The organism is Comamonas sp. FUJ_7, assembly GCF_057369555.1.
Genome location: NZ_JBXXZI010000007.1, coordinates 75584 through 93431, shown reverse-complemented (window position 1 = coordinate 93431; position 17848 = coordinate 75584). Strand labels below are relative to the sequence as shown.

General features: G+C 60.6%; 17 protein-coding genes. 12 read left to right on the top strand and 5 right to left on the bottom strand.

What is annotated here, in order from left to right:
* The first annotated feature begins 81 nt into the window (after positions 1-81).
* Positions 82-1281 carry a M20 aminoacylase family protein gene (locus AC2I9W_RS12055; protein WP_486410196.1) on the top strand — a complete coding sequence of 400 codons (1200 nt, stop codon included), beginning with the start codon at positions 82-84 and terminating at the stop codon, positions 1279-1281.
* Positions 1282-1349: 68 nt separating this feature from the next.
* Here the strand turns inward: AC2I9W_RS12055 and AC2I9W_RS12050 are convergent, their stop codons facing one another.
* Together AC2I9W_RS12050 and ylqF are read right to left on the bottom strand one after the other, a co-directional pair.
* Positions 1350-3641: a putative bifunctional diguanylate cyclase/phosphodiesterase gene (locus AC2I9W_RS12050; RefSeq protein WP_486410195.1), complete on the bottom strand. Its 2292-nt coding sequence runs from the start codon at positions 3639-3641 to the stop codon at positions 1350-1352.
* A 145-nt stretch (positions 3642-3786) separates the two neighbouring features.
* Entirely contained in the window at positions 3787-4788 is a 1002-nt protein-coding gene (gene ylqF / locus AC2I9W_RS12045; protein ID WP_486410194.1) for a ribosome biogenesis GTPase YlqF, read from the bottom strand.
* Positions 4789-4980: 192 nt separating this feature from the next.
* Here ylqF and AC2I9W_RS12040 point away from each other — a divergent pair, with 192 nt between their 5' ends.
* Both AC2I9W_RS12040 and AC2I9W_RS12035 read left to right on the top strand, forming a co-directional pair.
* Complete coding sequence (locus AC2I9W_RS12040; protein ID WP_486410193.1) at positions 4981-5205, top strand: hypothetical protein; 225 nt, start codon at positions 4981-4983, stop codon at positions 5203-5205.
* The gene (locus AC2I9W_RS12035) at positions 5202-5420 is read left to right on the top strand and encodes an oxidoreductase-like domain-containing protein (RefSeq protein ID WP_486410192.1); all 219 of its coding nucleotides are present in this window, start codon (positions 5202-5204) and stop codon (positions 5418-5420) included. Before AC2I9W_RS12040 ends, AC2I9W_RS12035 begins: the two co-directional genes overlap by 4 nt.
* A 33-nt stretch (positions 5421-5453) precedes the next feature.
* On the opposite strand, the gene AC2I9W_RS12030 is transcribed toward AC2I9W_RS12035, so the two are convergent.
* The 3 genes from AC2I9W_RS12030 to AC2I9W_RS12020 all read right to left on the bottom strand — a co-directional run bounded on the left by AC2I9W_RS12030 (position 5454) and on the right by AC2I9W_RS12020 (position 10037).
* Positions 5454-7115 carry a methyl-accepting chemotaxis protein gene (locus AC2I9W_RS12030; RefSeq protein WP_486410191.1) on the bottom strand — a complete coding sequence of 554 codons (1662 nt, stop codon included), beginning with the start codon at positions 7113-7115 and terminating at the stop codon, positions 5454-5456.
* 173 nt (positions 7116-7288) lie between these two features.
* On the bottom strand, positions 7289-8815 hold the full coding sequence (gene gshA / locus AC2I9W_RS12025) for a glutamate--cysteine ligase (protein ID WP_486410190.1): 1527 nt from the start codon (positions 8813-8815) through the stop codon (positions 7289-7291).
* Positions 8816-9122: 307 nt separating this feature from the next.
* Positions 9123-10037, bottom strand: a complete 915-nt coding sequence (locus AC2I9W_RS12020; RefSeq protein WP_486410189.1) for an SDR family NAD(P)-dependent oxidoreductase — start codon at positions 10035-10037, stop codon at positions 9123-9125.
* Between the two features lie 576 nt (positions 10038-10613).
* Between AC2I9W_RS12020 and AC2I9W_RS12015 the strand changes: the two genes are divergently transcribed.
* The 9 genes from AC2I9W_RS12015 to tolA all read left to right on the top strand — a co-directional run bounded on the left by AC2I9W_RS12015 (position 10614) and on the right by tolA (position 17739).
* Positions 10614-10913, top strand: coding sequence for a 2Fe-2S iron-sulfur cluster-binding protein (locus tag AC2I9W_RS12015; RefSeq protein ID WP_158390718.1), 300 nt, complete (start codon positions 10614-10616; stop codon positions 10911-10913).
* 333 nt (positions 10914-11246) lie between these two features.
* Positions 11247-12368: a bifunctional 3,4-dihydroxy-2-butanone-4-phosphate synthase/GTP cyclohydrolase II gene (gene ribBA / locus AC2I9W_RS12010; protein ID WP_486410188.1), complete on the top strand. Its 1122-nt coding sequence runs from the start codon at positions 11247-11249 to the stop codon at positions 12366-12368.
* A gap of 18 nt (positions 12369-12386) precedes the next feature.
* A complete protein-coding gene (gene ribH, locus AC2I9W_RS12005) occupies positions 12387-12860 on the top strand; it encodes a 6,7-dimethyl-8-ribityllumazine synthase (protein WP_486410187.1) in 474 nt (157 codons plus the stop codon).
* The gene (gene nusB / locus AC2I9W_RS12000; protein WP_486410186.1) at positions 12853-13392 is read left to right on the top strand and encodes a transcription antitermination factor NusB; all 540 of its coding nucleotides are present in this window, start codon (positions 12853-12855) and stop codon (positions 13390-13392) included. The genes ribH and nusB overlap by 8 nt, the downstream gene beginning before the upstream one ends.
* 188 nt (positions 13393-13580) lie before the next feature.
* Positions 13581-14774, top strand: a complete 1194-nt coding sequence (locus AC2I9W_RS11995) for a pyridoxal phosphate-dependent aminotransferase (protein ID WP_486410185.1) — start codon at positions 13581-13583, stop codon at positions 14772-14774.
* Between the two features lie 5 nt (positions 14775-14779).
* Complete coding sequence (gene ybgC / locus AC2I9W_RS11990) at positions 14780-15196, top strand: tol-pal system-associated acyl-CoA thioesterase (RefSeq protein WP_486410310.1); 417 nt, start codon at positions 14780-14782, stop codon at positions 15194-15196.
* Positions 15193-15897, top strand: a complete 705-nt coding sequence (gene tolQ / locus AC2I9W_RS11985) for a protein TolQ (RefSeq protein ID WP_486410184.1) — start codon at positions 15193-15195, stop codon at positions 15895-15897. The genes ybgC and tolQ overlap by 4 nt, the downstream gene beginning before the upstream one ends.
* 153 nt (positions 15898-16050) lie before the next feature.
* On the top strand, positions 16051-16485 hold the full coding sequence (locus tag AC2I9W_RS11980) for an ExbD/TolR family protein (protein WP_486410183.1): 435 nt from the start codon (positions 16051-16053) through the stop codon (positions 16483-16485).
* 78 nt (positions 16486-16563) lie between these two features.
* Positions 16564-17739, top strand: a complete 1176-nt coding sequence (gene tolA, locus AC2I9W_RS11975) for a cell envelope integrity protein TolA (RefSeq protein ID WP_486410182.1) — start codon at positions 16564-16566, stop codon at positions 17737-17739.
* Positions 17740-17848: the final 109 nt, after the last annotated feature.

Here is a 17848-nt window from a genome sequence, read left to right as displayed (position 1 = left end):
TTGAAATGCTGCGGTCACCGGCAGGTCCGCAAGGCTTTCCTGCCACGACAGTTAAAGCGCTGGGTGCTCCGCGGCCCCTGTATGCGATCTACACCCGACATCACTCCTCACCTCGGCACCCTGCTCAGCTTCCGTCGCGATCTGCACGCCAACCCTGAGCTCAAGTACGAAGAGCACCGCACTGGCGACAAGGTCGCCGCATACCTCACCGCCTTGGGCCTCAAGGTGCATCGCGGCCTAGGCCAGACTGGCGTTGTCGCCAGCATTTACGGCAAGGGCCGCAGCAAGGACAACCCCGGCCGCAGCATCGGCATCCGCGCCGACATGGATGCCCTGCCCGTCACGGAAATCAACACCTTCGAGCACATCAGCCAGAACAAGGGCCGCATGCACGCCTGCGGCCATGACGGCCACACCACCATGCTGCTGGGCGCGGCCACCACACTGGCGCAGCACAATGACTTTGACGGCACGGTGCACCTGATCTTCCAGCCCGGTGAAGAAGGCGGCGCTGGCGCCAAGGCCATGATGGATGACGGTCTGTTCGAGCAATTCCCCTGCGAAGCCGTGTTTGCCCTGCACAACTGGCCTTCGCTGCCCGCCGGCCAGATGGCCGTGCGCGTGGGCCCCATCATGGCCTCCACCCTGCGCTTTCAGATCAAGGTCATCGGCAAGGGCGGCCACGCGGCCATGCCCCACACCACGCTGGACCCGATTCCCGTGGCCTGCGCCATCGTCAGCCAGCTGCAGACCCTGGTCTCGCGCAGCACCGACCCATTGGACTCTGCCGTACTCACCGTGGGCAAGATCACCAGCGGCACGGTGGAGAACATCATTCCCGACGAGGCCATCATCGCCGGCACCGTGCGCACCCTGAAGAAGGAAACGCGCGAGATGTTTGTCGAAGGCATCAAGCGCATCAGCAGCCATGTCGCTGCGGCCCACCTGTGCCAGGCCGAGTTCACGCTGCGCCCCGGTGCCTACCCCAACACCACCAACCATGCCAAGGAAGCCAAGTTCATGGCTGCCGTGATGCGCGAAGTGGTGGGCGACGCCAATGCCCATGACGACGTGCTGCCCGCCATGACGGCCGAGGACTTCGGCTTCATGCTGGAAGCTGTGCCCGGTGCCTATGGCTGGATCGGCAACGGCCCTGCCAACGGCCAGCCCGGTGTGAGCCTGCACAACCCGGCTTACGACTTCAACGACGACAATATCGGCCGCGGCTCCAGGTTCTGGGATCTGCTGGCTCGTCGCTACTTCGAGCAGCCCGCCGCTTAAGCGTCAAGAACTACGCTATTCATAGCTGCCAGCCCATGACCAGCAATGGTTATGGGCTTTTTTGATGCTTAATCTTCCCCTGAATAGCCGTCTTCTGCTGTCATGCCCAGCACCTCGGCCATCCACTGCTGCTGCGGCACAGGTTTTCCCAGCAACATGCCCTGCAGCACAATGTCCGGGTTCCACTGCGCCAGCTGCGACACCTGCTCGGGAAACTCCACCCCTTCGGCCACGACACGCAGCTGAAGGCGCCGCGCCATCAGCAGCATGGCCTCCACCAAGGCCGCCGTCTTGCCGGAATGATGGCTGGAGCGCACAAAGCTTTGATCGATCTTGAGTTCATGAATCGGCAAATGCTGCAAGCTATACATGCTGGAGTAGCCAGTGCCGAAGTCATCCAGCGAAGTCTCCATCCCCATACGGCCCAATTGCTCTATACGCTGGCGCGCAAGATCGAGGTCTCTTACCGCCGTTCGCTCGGTGATCTCCAGCGTCAGCTGATTCGGGCGAGCACCCGTTTCCCGCAGCACCTGCTCCAGCGTGGCCATGAAGTCCTCATGCCCTAGCTGCAGAGCGCTGACGTTCACCGAAAGCCTGAGGCCGCGCTCGACCATCTCTGGCATGGCCAGCAACTGGCAAGCCTGGCGCAGCACCCAGTCACCCAGCCGGACAATCAGCTCGGACTCTTCCGCGACGGGAATGAATTCGGCAGGACTGACCAGCCCCCAGCGCGGATGCTGCCAGCGCACCAATACCTCCGCTCCCACACAGCGCCCACGAACATCGGTCTGGGTCTGCAGATACAGACGCAGCTCCCCCAGCGGAATGCCATTGTGCAAGTCCCTGGCAATGCGCAGCCGGCGGTCCAGATCCTCGGCCATACGGGGCTCAAACAAACACACACTGCCGGGCCCCTGCTGTTTGGCCTCATGCAAGGCCACGCTGGCAAAGCGCAGCACCTCAGAGCCATCACCGCCGCTCGATGCAGGCTCCAGCACCACACCGCCCATGCAGCAGCTGACCAGTTCGGTTTGCTCCCAGCTGTTAAGGCTGAAAGGCTTTTGCACCGCTTTCTTCAAGCTCTGCGCATACAGCAGCAGTTGCTGCTCGACGCCTTCTCGGCTGTGACTCAAGCAATCAAAAACAATCGCAAATTCCGCTGCGGCTATACGGGCAATCCAAACATCATCGGGCAGCTTTTCAACCAAGCGAGCACTCAATGCTTGCACCAGTTCATCGCTGTGCTTGACGCCGTGAACGTCATTGAAAACGGAAAACCGGTCCACATCCAGCAGCAGCAGCCCGTGGTGGGCCTCCTTCTGAGTTAGAGCCAGCTCACGCAAATGCAAATTCAGGGAGTGGCGGTTGGGCAGGCCCGTCAAAGCATCCAGATAGACGAGGTCGTGGATGCGACGCTCGGCCAGTATCTGCTCGGACAGGTCGCGCTTGAGTTCCACATAATTGACCACCTCCCCCTGGGGCGTGCGAATCGGCGCCACCAGTACCGCCTCGCGCAGCGGCTCGCCATTGCACCCACGGTTGGTCATCTCACCACGCCACAGCATACCTGCCGCCAGTTGCGTCAGCGCCCGCTGCCTATGCGCACGATCGAGCCCCATGGTCGATACCAGCTCCGTGGACTGGCCCAGCACCTGCTCACGCACATAGCCCGTGCGTGCGAGGAAGGCCTCGTTGACGTACTCAACCTTCAGTTCTGGGTTGGTAATGACAATGCTTACAGGGCTTTGCTCCACGGCACGGTAGAACTTGCGCAACTCGTTCTGACTGGCTTCCAGAGAAGCAAGCATCTCCTGCCCTTTCTGTACGCGCCGCCCCAGACTCAGGCGAGCCTGCAAGCTCACCAGAAGCCCCAGCACCATCATGCCCGGCACGTAGATCATGGCCATGAGAGAAGCCGTAGCCTGCCGTTCCGCAGGAACGGGCATAACGCCAAGCTGCCACCAAGACAGTGCCAATGCAGCCAGAGATGCCCCCAGCATCAACAAGGCAGCCCGCGTCCCCTGAGCCCAGATAGTCACCACCAGCCAAACCGGCAAGGCAATCACCGCTGGTGTGTAGAGACCTCCGGCATGGCCTACAAACAAAATCGCCAACAGCCAGTTGCCCCAGACAAAGCTGCGCAACATCCAGCCCCACAGGCCACAGCGGGCCAGCGCCATGCATCCCAGTTGAAGCAGTGCCATGGTGGCAGTGAGAATCAGGCCAGGGGTGTCAATGACAGGGCCCAGTATGGCTGCCAGCAGCATCAAAAGGGCCAGGCCCAGCATCCAAAGGCAGCCCAGCCACACCATGCGCCGCATGGGAAGTCGGTATCTAGCCTCGACGAAATGGCGCTGCATGCAAGCCCTCTGGCATTCAATGAAAGTAATGAATGCTAGAGGCTGGCGGCTCATCCTTCAAGCCAGACAACATGAGACACAGACGTCAATCGGCACGCAAGAGCATGCACTCTCACGCGCATCAGCCCTGTGCCTCAGATTCAGCTCAGGCGCGGGGCTTCACTGCCTTGGCTGATTTGGAATCCGTCGCCGCCCCCGCCTGCGGCTGCTGGCGGCGTGCGCTCTTTCGGGCCTTGGCTTGGGCATCTTTCTTGGCTTGGCGCTCGGCATCCTTTTGCTGCCCCTCGGCCAGCCAGACTTCGAACTCGGCCGGGGTCTCCAGCGTGATGCGGCCAATGCTGACATCGCGAAAGTCCGTCAGCACCAGCTCGGCTGCCTTTTGCAGATTCACACGGCCGCCACTCATGACGGCACCGCGTTTTTTACCAATCAGCGTCAGCAGCTCATCGTCGTGCAAAGCAGCAATTTCCTGCGCATCAATGCCCAGCTTGTAACGCGCCTCCAGCATGGATGCATAGTTCTTTTGCAGATACAGCAGCAGCTCCAGCGCCACCAGCTCTTCGTCGTAAGCATTGCGACCTACGGCACCGCTGGCCGCCAGGTTGTAACCACTTTTTTCAACGATGATGCGCGGCCACAGCATGCCGGGCGTATCCCAAAGGTAGAAGTCGTCCGCCAGCACAATGCGCTGCTCCAGCTTGGTCACACCCGCCTCATTGCCGGTCTTGGCCTGGGTCTTGCTGCTCATGGAGTTGATCAGCGTCGATTTACCCACATTGGGCACGCCACAGATCAGCACGCGCATGGGCTTGGCCATGCCTCCGCGATTAGGCGCCAGCAGCTTGCACTGCTCGATCAGGCGTTTGGTCGGGGCTGCCTCCGAAGCATCCAGCGCGATCGCGCGTGTCTCGCTCTGAGCGTTGTACCAGTCCATCCAGTCCTTGGTCCGTGCAGGATCGGCCATATCCTGCTTGTTGAGAATCTTCAGGCGTGGCTTGTGGCCCGTCATCTCCTGCAGCAGCGGATTGGCACTGGAGCCGGGCAGGCGCGCGTCCAGAACCTCGATGACCACATCGATTTCCTTGATGCGCTCCATGATGGCCTGACGCGTCAGGTGCATGTGACCGGGGAACCATTGGATGGCCATAAGGAGTTTTCTTTCTTATTGGGTGGAATCAGTAGCGCCATATAGCTGGGGCGTGGCTATTGCAGCATGTGCTCATGCCTTTGTGCAACGGCTCTGCGGCAGCGCAGCCGGGCTGAATACACGGCCACCGCCCCCTTGGCGAAGCAACCCGAGGATAATCGCCCTCTGATTTTCTGACCTGTGCGCCCTGTTATGCCCCTGCCTTCTGCCCCTCAAAAGTCCAAATCCCGCAATGAAGTTCTCATCAAGGGCCTGACGATTGCACTCATAGGCCTGATCATCTTGCTGGCCCCGGTCTTCAAGCCCGACAGCGGCATTGCCCAGCTGTTTGCCCAGTCCCATATCGTGGGCTGGTTTGCGCTGGTGCTCGGCCTGGCCTTTATCGGCCAGCACCTGTGGCTGCGCTTGAAGAAATGATCAATACCGCATTGCTGCAGCCGCTGACACAGGCTCGCAGCCAGATTGCGCTATGGCAGGGCCGCGCCGCTGATGCAGGTATACAACTGCGCAATCCTCCGCCAGAGCCCAGCAGTTGCTGCGGGCGCGGCTGCAATGGCTGCGTCTGGGAAGGCTATTACGACGCGCTGAGCTTCTGGCTGGAAGATGCACAGCAGGCGCTGGCCTGCGTCTGAAGCCTGGCTCACCCCTTTTTCATCATCCCTCTTTCAAATTGAGGATGTTTCGCCCTGCAGCGCAGATGCAGCAATGGGTAGCGGTTCTTTTTTCATAGCAACTGGCAAAAGCTGCCTGCTGCCACCAAGCGCCGGACTGAGGCGAAAGCGTCCCACCCCCGACTCCAGCCTTTGCGCCTGCTGAAACAGATTGTGCGCCGCCGCACTGGACTCTGCCACCAGGCCTGCGTTCTGGCTGGTCATGTGATCGAGTGCCTGCACCGCCTCGCTGATCTGGGCAATACCCTGGTTCTGCGCCTGTTCCGCCTCGGTGATCGAGGCGATCAGGCCGCTGACCGTGCGCACATCACGCACGATGTGATCCATGCGCTGACCGGCTTGCAGCGCCAGCGCCTGGCCCGACTTCATCTGCTGGCTGGAATGCTCCATGAGCTGGCGAATCTGCTTGGCCGCCTCGGCACTGCGCTGGGCCAGCTCGCGCACCTCGGCCGCCACCACGGCAAAGCCGCGGCCTTGTGGCCCGGCCCGCGCCGCCTCCACCGCGGCATTGAGCGCCAGGATATTGGCCTGAAAGGCAACCCCGTCTATCACTCCCACAATGGCCGCCACCTGCTGACTGCTTTGCGCCATCTGCTCCATATTGCGCACCACCTCCTGCACCACGCTGCCGCCACCGGCCGCTGCCTCGGCGACGCTGCGCGCACTTTGATCGGCATGGCTGGCGCTATCGGCCGAGCGGGTGACCAGCGTGACCATGCTTTCAATGCTGCTCACGGTGGCCTTGAGCTGCGCCGTGGCCTGGGCCGTGCGCTCTGACAGTTCGTTATTGTCCTGTGCCATCTGGCTGGATGTGGCGGCCACTGCCTCCACGCCGCCCTGCACCTCTCCCACCAGGGTGCGCAACTGACGCGTCATCAATGCCAACGACTGCATGAGCAGCCCCAGCTCATCGCTGCGAGCCTGCTGCTCTGCTGGCGGGGCTTCGCTGAGATTGCCGGCGGAAATGGTCTGCGCCAGTTGCACGGCCTGGCCCAGGGGAGTCGTGATGGAGCGAATCGTGGCCAATGACAGCAAGGCGCCCGCCAGCGCCACGAACAGGCCAACTGCCAATGCCATGCGCTTGGCAATGCGGGTCTGCTCACCCCCCTGCTGCTCCGCCTCCAGGCGCTGCCTTTGCTGAACATCAATCAACCCATCTTGCGCCTGCACATAACGTTGCGCAGCTGGAATCAGCTGCTCATCGACCAGCTTTTGCGCCTCCCAGGCCTTGCCCAGGTCACGCGCCTGATAAGCCTGCTCGTAGATACCGAGCACGGCTTTGCGCTCTGCCTCCACCCGGGCCAGGCCGTTGCGATCAGTCTCCTCACGCGCCTCGGCCTGCACTTGCTGCTGCAGGCTGGCAGCCTGTTGCATCAGGGCACGCGCCTTTTGCGAGAGATGGGCTATCAAATGCTTTTCGGACGAAAACACGCTGGCCAGCGCCGCCTCCACGCTTTGCAGCGTCAGTGCCTGCCAGCGCAGCGCAAGATTGATGCGCTTGTCTGTTGCCTGCACCGCCGTGCTGACGCGCTGCTCCACATTCCGCAAATAGCTGAACAAGCCTCCTGCCACCAGCACATTGCACAACAACAGCCCCAGGAACAGAACCCACATCTTGCGGGCCACCGAAAGGTTCTGGAATTTCTTCAACAACATGAACACACCGCCGATCAAGCACGGGGCGCTGCGCCCCGTTGACCGTTACGATATGAAACACAGATGACAGCACTGTGACAGTGTCATGATTAGCAATAAAAAGCGCCTGTAGCCCATATGCCACAAGCGCTTTCAGCTATCAAAAACGATAGTCTTTAAAGAAGACCTGGGACTTACAGCAAGGCTGCTGGGTCCATGTAACGCTGGCGCCACTCTTCAAAGCTCAGCGTATCCGCCGCCTCAATGCGACGCTGCTCGGCCACCGACTCCTGGCTCATCTGCTCAAAGCGAGCCTGCTGCTCGGCCGTCCATGGCATGGCCAGCAAGGCATCGCGGGCCTTGGCAGACTGCGTGGTCATGAAGTCGATAAAGTGGTTGTCATAGTCGCCCGTCAACTCCTGCAGCACATGGGCCGAAGGCGTGGTCTGCGGGTTCTGCACGCGGGCCAGAGCCTGCTCCAGCGCAGCGGTGTAATCGCTGCTGCTATGCGCGGCATCCAGCGCCTGGGCATAGGGGCGGCACTGCTCCAGCACTTCCTGCGCCCAGTCGGTCAGCAGCACTTGCTGGCCATTGCGCACCAGCTTCAAACCTGGCTCGCGGCCCTGCTCTGCAGCCAGGTGCTGGTTGTGCTTGAGGTCGGCAATTTCCTGCGGTGTATCTTGCGGGCTTTCGCTGTACAGACAGTGCAGCAAGAAGACATCAATCATGCGCATGGTGGCCGGGGCAATGCCCACCGTTTCATACGGATCGATGTCCATCAGGCGCACTTCCACATACTCCACCCCGCGCTCACGCAATGCGTGCAACGGACGCTCACCGCTTTTCACGGTGCGCTTGGGGCGGATGGTGCCGTAGAACTCGTTCTCGATCTGCAGTAGCCCCGTGCCCAGCTGGTTGTAATCACCACCGGGGTTGCGCACGCCCAGCTGCTCGTAGGCAGGATAGGGACGCGTCAGCGCCTCATGCAGCGAATCGGCATAGCCATCCAGCCCGTTGTAGCTGACGTTGATGCTGGACTGTGCATCGCTCTGGTAGCCTAGTCGGCCCATGCGCAGCGAGGTGGCATAAGGCAGGTACAGCGCACGCTTGCCATCGCCCAGCGCCTGCAAGCGGTGCTCGCGCCCCTCAACAAAGCAGGGACACAGCGCGGGCGATGCGCCATACAGATACAGCAGCACAAAGGCATTGCGGCGGAAGTTGCGAATCAGCGCAAAGTATTCATCGCTGCTGACACCGGGCAGCGACCAGTTGTAGTGGATGCCCGAGATGGTCTGCATGCGGCGGCCATAGCGGTGGCCCAGGCCCATGCGGTACACGCTCTTGGAGCGGCCCGAGTGCGAGCTGCCATAGCGCCCCAGCGGAATGGTTTCATCCGTGGGCAGACGGCAGGGCATGCTGGAGTTCCACATCAGCTCGCCGCTTTCGCTGAGGTTACGCAGCACAAACTGATGAACTTCGGTCAGCTCGTCCAAGCACTCTTGCACACCCAGACGTGCGCCGGTGATGAGTTCGAGCTGAGACTCGCTGTAGTCGGTGGTGATGTGCGGATGTGTGAGGGCCGAGCCCAGCTCGGCCGGATGCGGCGTCAAGGCCAGCGAGCCTGTTGCCAGTGCGCGCAGCCCCTCTTTCTCGATGCCGCGGCGAATACCCAACAGCCTGTCGGCTGAGGGCATGTGGATGGCGGCCTGCGATGTCTTCATTGTTCTTACCTTCTTGGTGAAGACGCTGACGACAAACTTCGTCTGCCCGATCGCGCCCAGATCGGCGAATCATAGAGAAACAAGCCCAGACGCGATGTGAGCTGGCCGCTTAACCACGTTTTTCGACCTGTTGAGCAACGGCAAGCTGTGCGCTTTGCCAGAAAACTGTCAGCTTGATGCGCAAAACACGCCAAGCGCATGCTCACTCCAACACAGAAAAAGCCCTCTGCAGAGGGCTTTTTTCAGCTGTGCTATTCGTGATTTGCATCCTCTTGATGGCTTGCAGCCACCTCAAATTGATGCACTTTCATCCATGGCCATGGGCCTTCATCGCCTTGTCTACCTCCACCTGGCCTTGTACCGAACCACTGCCCGGCACCTGATCACCTTCGCGGGCCGTGACTTCCGCCAGTCGTGCAGCCAGCTCCTCGGGCACGGCATCGCCCATGCCCAGATACAGGCCTTCAGTCATGGTGATATGAGCGGCCTCAAAACCGCCCGCGCCTGCACAGAGGATGGTGCGTGTGGGTGCGCTTTCATGAGCCAGCACCAGCATGGCGGGCACCACGGCTTCGGGCTTTAGGGCTTCGAGCACAGGCTCGGGCAGCAGCCCTGCTGTCATGCGTGTGGCCGCCGTGGGGGCCAGCGCGTTGACCCGGATATTGTGTTTGGCCCCTTCGATGGCCAGCGTCTGCATCAGGCCCACCTGGGCCAACTTGGCCGCGCCATAGTTGGCCTGGCCGAAATTGCCGTAGAGGCCCGTGGACGAGGTCGTCATCACGATGCGACCATAGTTCTGGGCCTGCATATGCGGCCACACGGCCTTGCAGCAGTTGGCCGAGCCCATCAGGTGCACATCGACGACCAGGCGAAAGTCCGCCATGTCCATCTTGGCAAAGCTCTTGTCGCGCAAAATGCCGGCGTTGTTGACCAGAATGTCCACCCGGCCCCAGGTATCGACGGCCTGCTGCACCATGGCCTGCACGGCGTCAAAGTCGGTCACCGACGCCGCATTGGCCATCGCCTCGCCGCCCGCCGCACGGATTTCATCGACCACCTTTTGCGCGGCTGTGGCCGAGCCGCCCGAGCCATCGACCGCACCACCCAGATCGTTGACCACCACCTTGGCTCCACGCTGCGCCAGCGCCAGCGCATGCAAGCGCCCCAGTCCGCCGCCTGCACCCGTCACGATGGCCACGCGGCCTTGAAAGTCGATTGCCATGCTGTCTTGCTCCTGTTGGTTGATGCAGTTGTCTTCTGTGTTTTTGCAATGTACGAGAGCATGTTGCAGTGCAGCGTATCTTTGGCGACTGTCCTCGGGTAACTCTGTAGTCTCTTATTCATTCGCTCTTATTACAGAAGCGCATAGCACTCAACCTAACTTGATTTCAGAGAAAAACTTCAATGAAATCATTGCATAACCATCGCCATGCGCTTCTCTATTCATAGCGATCATTGATGGCTCTGCGCTTTTGCACAGTTGTCCCCATTTCTGCGCAACAAGCTTGTGGACAAGCTTGAATAGCTTCTGCAACAAGCACTTAAACCATTGATATAAAAAATATTTTTAAAACTGCTTGTTTTTTAGTCAGTCGTTTCGGAAAGCCAAACCAGTTATTCATCCCTGCGCTGCACATCCTTGTGAACAACTCCCACAACCTTCGGCATAAGTCACTTAAGCCATTGATTTCAAATAGCTAAAAAACAATTGATGAAAAACAAGGCAATCCTTGGTCTACCCACGGCCTTGGCAAACCGGCTACAAACACGGGTTTTGCATGCTTGCCTTGTCTGATCCATGTCCAACGACTCTGCTTTCGCCCCTCCGTTTTTCATTGCCAAGTGCGAGCCCAGCGGCCACCAGGTCGATGCTTGGGCTGACCAACCGCTGCTGGACTCGCTGGAGAGCGGCGGCGTGGACTGGCCCAGCTCCTGCCGCAACGGCACTTGCCGCACATGCCTGGGCCAGCTGGTTTCGGGCAACGTGCACTATGAGATTGACTGGCCGGGCCTGACTGCCGAAGAAAAGGCCGAGGGCTATGTGCTGCCCTGCTGCGCTTATCCAGATAGCGACGTGGTGCTAAAGGATGCCCCCTGAGCGGCTGCTCCGCTTCACCCATAGGGGACGGCAGCATCGCCGCAAGGCAGCTCTTGCTTGCTGCCTCTGAGGTGCATCGCGCTAGCTCTAACCTTAGCGCTTTGCACTGGATCATGGTTTCAGGGCTAACTGCCGCAAGCAAAGCCCGCACTGCAATAGAATGGGCGCTTTACGCAAGGCCTTGCCTTGCAGACAGCGGCTCACCGCGTCACACGTTCTTTGGAAGTCCTGCCATTGCCTCTTCTTAGGCGCTGGCAATGCCTTACTGGTGCGTGTCCTGCGCCAGCCCTGACTGCTTGCATCGCACCAAGATCACGTCCAAGAAGGCAATCCATGAACAGCTCCCTCCAACCCGTGCCCATCTCGCCCGTCGAAGACATCGTGGCGGAAATGCGTGCTGGCCGCATGGTCGTTCTCGTTGATGAGGAAGACCGCGAAAACGAAGGCGACCTGGTTCTGGCATCCGACCATGTCACGCCCGAAGCCATCAACTTCATGGCCAAGTTCGGCCGCGGCCTGATCTGCCTGACGCTGACACGCGAGCGCTGCGAATTTCTCAAGCTCCCGCCCATGGCAGCGCGCAACGGCACGGTGTACAGCACAGCGTTCACCATCTCCATCGAAGCCGCCGAAGGCGTGACCACCGGCATCTCTGCCGCCGACCGTGCCCGCACCATTCAGGTTGCGGTCAACAAGGACAGCCAGCCCACCGATCTGGTGCAACCCGGCCATGTCTTTCCGCTGCAGGCTGTAGATGGCGGCGTGCTGATGCGTGCCGGTCATACAGAAGCTGGCTGCGATCTGGCCGCGCTGGCTGGCTGCTCGCCTTCAGCCGTGATCTGCGAGATCATGAAGGACGACGGCACCATGGCCCGCCTGCCCGATCTGCAGCTGTTCTGCGCCGAGCATGGCATCAAGATCGGCACCATTGCCGACCTGATCGAATACCGCAGCCGCAATGAATCGCTGCTACAAAAGGCCGGCAGCCGCACCATGCAGACCGCCCACGGCGAATTCATCGCCCATGCCTTCCGTGACGTGCCCAGCGGCTCCGTGCACCTGGCACTAGTCAAGGGTGAATGGCAGGCCGGCACCATTGTTCCCGTGCGTGTGCACGAGCCTCTGTCCGTGCTGGACGTGCTGGAAGTGGGCCGCAACCAGCACTCGTGGTGCCTGGATGAAAGTCTCAAATACATCGCCGACAACGGCCAGGGCGTGGCCGTGCTGCTTAACTGCAGCGAGTCGGGCGATCAATTGCTGGCCCAGTTCGAAGGCAAGGCCCGCTCGGCCCAGGCCCCCGAACGTGGCCGCATGGATCTGCGCACCTACGGTGTGGGCGCACAGATTCTGCGCGAGCTGGGTGTGGGCAAAATGCAGCTCATGGGCCAACCCCGCCGCATGCCCAGCATGGCCGGTTATGGCCTGGAGATCACGGGCTACATCCCCAAACAATAAAGAGACGGAATACCAAGCATGCAGAACGCAGAAAAAGGCCAAGGCCAGAACATGAACGGCGCTGATCTGAAGATCGGCATCGTGCAAGCACGCTTCAATGAAAGCATTACCAACACCCTGTTTGCCTCTTGCCGTGACGAGCTGCTGGCGCTGGGCGTGAAGAACGAGAACATCGACCATGTCACGGTCCCCGGCGCACTGGAAGTGCCCGTGGCCCTGCAGACACTGGCTGACACCGATCAGTACGACGCCCTGGTGGCGCTGGGCTGCATCATCCGTGGGGAGACATACCACTTCGAGCTGGTAGCCAATGAATCGGGCGCAGGCGTGACTCGTCTGTCCCTGGACTACCGCCTGCCGATCGCCAACGCGATCATCACCACAGAAAACATGGAGCAAGCCATTGCCCGCCAGGTCGAGAAGGGGCGCGATGCCGCTCAGGTCGCCGTGGAAATGGCCAATCTGCTCAACTCCTACGACGATCATGAGTGACGAACAATCCAGCTCGTCGGCTTCAAGCCGACCCCCTCGCCAAAGCCGCACCGGTCTGACCAGCACCGGCGCACGCAAGGCAGGCTCCAAGTCCAACCGCAGCCGCGCACGTGAGTTCGCGCTGCAAGGCCTGTATCAGCACATTGTGGGCCGCAACGAAGTGCTGGAAATCGACCGCTTCACACGCGACCTGGCTGGCTTTCACAAAGCCGACGTGGTGCATTACGACGCACTGCTGCGAGGCTGCGTGGAAAATGAAGCAGCACTGGACGCACTGATCACGCCCAAGCTCGATCGTGGCCTGGCCGAAATCTCGCCCATCGAACATGCCTGCATGTGGATTGGCGTGTATGAGTTCCAGAACTGCCCTGATGTGCCCTGGCGCGTGGTGCTCAACGAGTGCATCGAGCTGGCCAAGGAATTTGGCGGCACTGACGGCCACAAGTATGTGAACGCCGTGCTCAACGGTCTGGCCCCGGAGCTGCGCGCTGCCGAAGTGACGCACGACCGCGCCAGCAAGTCTGCCAGCTAAAAGCCTGGTGCAGCAGAGCCGTGCCTGCACGGCCCTGTCGCTGCCACATGCATAGTCAATGCAAACACTGCAACAGGGCCGCGGGTGCTATCGTGCATCCGCTGGCTGGTTGCAGTTTTTTTATGGGTGCTGTGCCCGTCGCCCACAAGCACGCCGCTGATTGATTGTTTGAAAGAGCTTCTCCATCCATGTCCGTTATTGAGCTTTCCCGCCGCGCCCAGCGCATCGAGCCTTTCTACGTCATGGAAATGGCCAAACACGCACAGGAAGTGGCCCGCCAGTCCAGCGCCAGCGGCTCACCCATGATCTACCTGAACATTGGTGAGCCCGACTTCAGTGCGCCGCCTCTGGTGCAGCAAGCTGCAGAGCGCGCCATTCGCGACGGACGCACCCAATACACCCAGGCACCTGGCCTGCCCGAGCTGCGCGAGCGCATCAGCGCCTGGTACGCCAGCCGTTTTGGCATCAATGTGCCTGCGCGCCGCATCATCATCACCGCCGGTGCCTCGGCCGCTTTGCAACTGGCCTGCCTGGCACTGATCGATGAGGGCGACGAGGTGCTGATGCCCGACCCCAGCTACCCCTGCAACCGCCACTTTGTCTCGGCCGCCGAAGGCAAGCCGGTGCTGATTCCTTCGTCGGCAGCCGAGCGCTTTCAGCTCAGCGCCGCCAAGGTCGAAGCGGCCTGGGGCGAGCGAACACGCGGCGTGATGCTGGCCTCGCCCTCCAACCCCACAGGCACTTCGATTGCTCCCGATGAGCTGCGCCGCATCCACGACGTCGTGCGCGCCAAGGGCGGCCTGACCATCGTCGATGAAATCTATCTGGGCCTGTCGCATGACGAGGCCTTTGGCCAATCGGCTCTGGAGCTGGGCGATGACATCATCTCCATCAACAGCTTCAGCAAGTACTTCAATATGACGGGCTGGCGCCTGGGCTGGATGGTCGTACCGGAGTCACTGGTCGCCCCCATCGAGATGCTGGCCCAGCACCTTTTCATCTGCGCCAGCACTGTGTCGCAATATGCGGCCCTGGCCTGCTTCGAGCCCGAGAGCATTGCCGAATACGAACGCCGCCGCGCCGAGTTCAAGGCCCGCCGCGACTACTTCATTCCGGCGCTGGAGTCCGTGGGCCTGCCCGTGCCCGTCAAACCCGATGGTGCTTTCTACGCCTGGGCCGACTGCCGCGCTGCGGCTGACAAGCTGGGTGTCAAGGGGAGTTGGGACTTTGCCTATGCGCTGGTCGATCAAGCCCACTTGGCCATCACCCCCGGCCGCGACTTTGGTCAGGCCGAAACGGCCAACTACGTGCGTTTCTCAACAGCCAACTCCATGGAACAGTTGCAAGAAGCGATTGCGCGTCTGCGCAAATTACTGGGCTGATGACCATGGCTTTTGAGTTTCCAATACGGGTGTACTGGGAAGACACCGACGCCGGCGGCGTCGTGTTCTACGCCAACTACCTCAAGTTTTTCGAACGCGCCCGCACCGAGTGGTTGCGTTCGCTGGGTATCGCCCAGCAAAAGCTGCGGGAACAAACGGGCGGTATCTTTGTCGTAACGTCTGCGCAACTTGAATATCAACGCCCGGCCCGGCTGGATGACCAACTGATTGTTACTGCAAAGCTGCAAAGTTCTGGCCGAGCTTCGCTCACAATTGCGCAGCAGGCACTGCTGGTCAATGCTGACCCTCAAGCCAATGGGCCTACGCTTTTGTGCGAAGGCAGCATTCGCATTGGCTGGGTGGATGGACAGACCATGCGCCCCACGAGAATTCCAAACCATATCCTGGAGCAACTTTCATGAACTCCCAAGACATGTCCATCCTCAGCCTCATCATGCAGGCCAGCTGGGTGGTGCAACTGGTCATGCTGATCCTGGTGGTCGCATCGATTGCCAGCTGGGCCACCATTCTCCGCAAGGCGCAGACGCTCAAGCGCGTGCGCGCGCTCAACGACAATTTCGAGCAGGATTTCTGGTCGGGCACCAGCCTCAACGACCTCTATGCCTCAGCGGCACATAACGCCAAGAATGGCGGCCCCATGGAGCGCATTTTTGCCAGCGGCATGCGCGAATACCAGAAGCTGCGTGAGCGCCGTATCGGCGATGTCGCCACGCTGATGGACGGCACGCGCCGTGCCATGCGCGCCAGCTTCCAGCGTGAACTCGACGAGATCGAATCTGGCCTGTCCTTTCTGGGCACCGTGGCTTCGGTCTCGCCTTATGTGGGTCTGTTTGGCACCGTCTGGGGCGTGATGCACGCTTTCACCGGCTTTGCCAATATGGAGCAGATCACGCTGGCCACCGTGGCCCCCGGCATTGCCGAGGCTCTGGTGGCCACCGCCATGGGTCTGTTTGCCGCCATTCCTGCCGTGACCGCCTACAACCGCTACGCCCACAACATCGACCGCATTGCCAGCCAAGAAGAGACCTTCATCGAAGAGTTCTCCAACATCTTGCAGCGCAATGTCGGCGCAACAGCCAGCAGCTCTGCCTCCGGTCACTGAAATGAAGCACCCGCAGAGTCGCTTCGCGCCATCCACCTCGAAGTTGAATGACGCCCTCGCTACGGCGCGACTCTTGCTTGGTGTCTCCGACTCGAGCCTTGCCCAGCCGCATCTGCTGCGCGCTGAGCAAACTATTTGTAAGGAGTGCACTCCATGCCAGCCATGAGTTCACGCGGTGGTCGCAATCGCCGCACCGTCAACGAAATCAATATGGTGCCCTTCATCGACGTGATGCTGGTGCTACTCATCATCTTCATGGTGACAGCGCCCATGCTCACGCCCGGCTCCATCAATGTGCCAAGTGCAGGCAAGTCCTCGCGCCCACCCACCAAAAACATTGCCTACGTGATGCTGGACAAGGATGGCAGCATCCAGTTCCGAAACGGCCCTAACACCCAGACTATCAAGCTCGATGATCTCAAGGGCCTGGCCCAATCCTGGCAAGAAGGTCAGGGCGAAGACAGTGCCATCCAAATCCTCGCGGACAAGGGCCTGCCCTTTGATGACGTCATGAAGGCGCACAGCACCTTGTCCCAGTCCGGCGTCAAACGCATTGCTTTTGGCGTTGTCTCATCTTCCAGTCATTGATTTCATTTTCAGGACGCTCTGCCGCACGCAGCCTTTTTGAAGCGCTGAAGGCTCAGCCCGCACAGACCACCACACACCATGCCTAACCAGCAAGATCGCGATCAGTTTGCACCGCCCCGCCCCAAAGGCCTGGCGCGTTCCTGGTCGCTCGCCCTGGCCGCGCACGGGCTGCTGATTGCTGCCCTGCTGTGGACAGTGCGCCCCCCCAAAGAAGCCGATGAAGCCATGGTCGAAGCCGAGGTCTGGAGCAGCTCTGCTCCTGCGGCCGCAGCCGTGACACCTCTTCCACCTCCCGACCCAACACCAGAGCCGACTCCTGAGCCTCCACCTCCACCTCCTCCGCCAGAGCCCGTGGTGGCACCGGTGCCAGCGCCCGCCCCCAAGACTCAAGCCCATGACGATGAGCACGAGGCTGAGATCGCCCTTGCCAAAAAGAAAAAACAAGAGCAATTGAAGAAGGAAAAGGCAGAGCAAGAGGCCCGGGAGCAACGAGAGAAGGAGCGCGAAAAAGAGCGCAAGGAAAAAGAGCGCAAGGAAAAAGAGCGCAAGGAAAAAGAGCGCAAGGACAAGGTGGAAAAGGAGAAGGCTGAAAAGGCGCACCAAGACAAGCTGGACAAGCAAAAGGCGGAAAAAGCAGAAAAGGACCGCAAGGAAAAGCTGGAGCGCGAGAAGCAGGAAAAGGCCGAGAAGGCTGCCAAGGAAAAAGCCGACAAGCTTGAAAAGGAAAAAGCGGAAAAAGAAAAAGCCGCCAAGGAAAAGGCAGCCAAAGAGAAGGCCGAGAAAGACAAAGCCGCCAAGGAGGCCAAAGAAAAGGCTGCCAAGGAAAAAGCCGCTAAGGACGCCAAAGCGGCTGACGACCGTCGCAAGGCCGAGCTGGCACGCCTGCAAGGGCTGGCAGGTAGCGCGGGCGGCTCAGGCGGCAGCGATCGCAGTGGTGCCGGCGGCAGCAGAACCGGCGGCGCCGGCAGCAGCGCCAGCGGTGGGCCATCGGCTGGCTACGCCGCCAAGGTGGCAGCGCGCGTCAAGCCCAACATCGTCTACCCCGATGCGCTCAGCGGCAACCCGCGTGCCGAAGTGCGCGTGCGCACGGCGCCGGACGGCACCATCACCAGTGCCACGATCTCCAAGTCCAGCGGCAACGCGGCCTGGGATGAAGCCGTGGTTCGCGCTCTGCACAAGACTGACAAGCTGCCGCGAGATATCGACGGCAAGGTGCCATCCGACTTGGTCATCGGCTTCAGGCCCCAGGACTAAGGGACTCACAGGGATTCCCCTCCGGGCAAGCAGCTATGAAAAACATAGCTGCTTGCGAAATACAGCAAAGGGCTTGAAGGCTAAAAACCTTCAAGCCCTTTGTTTTGAT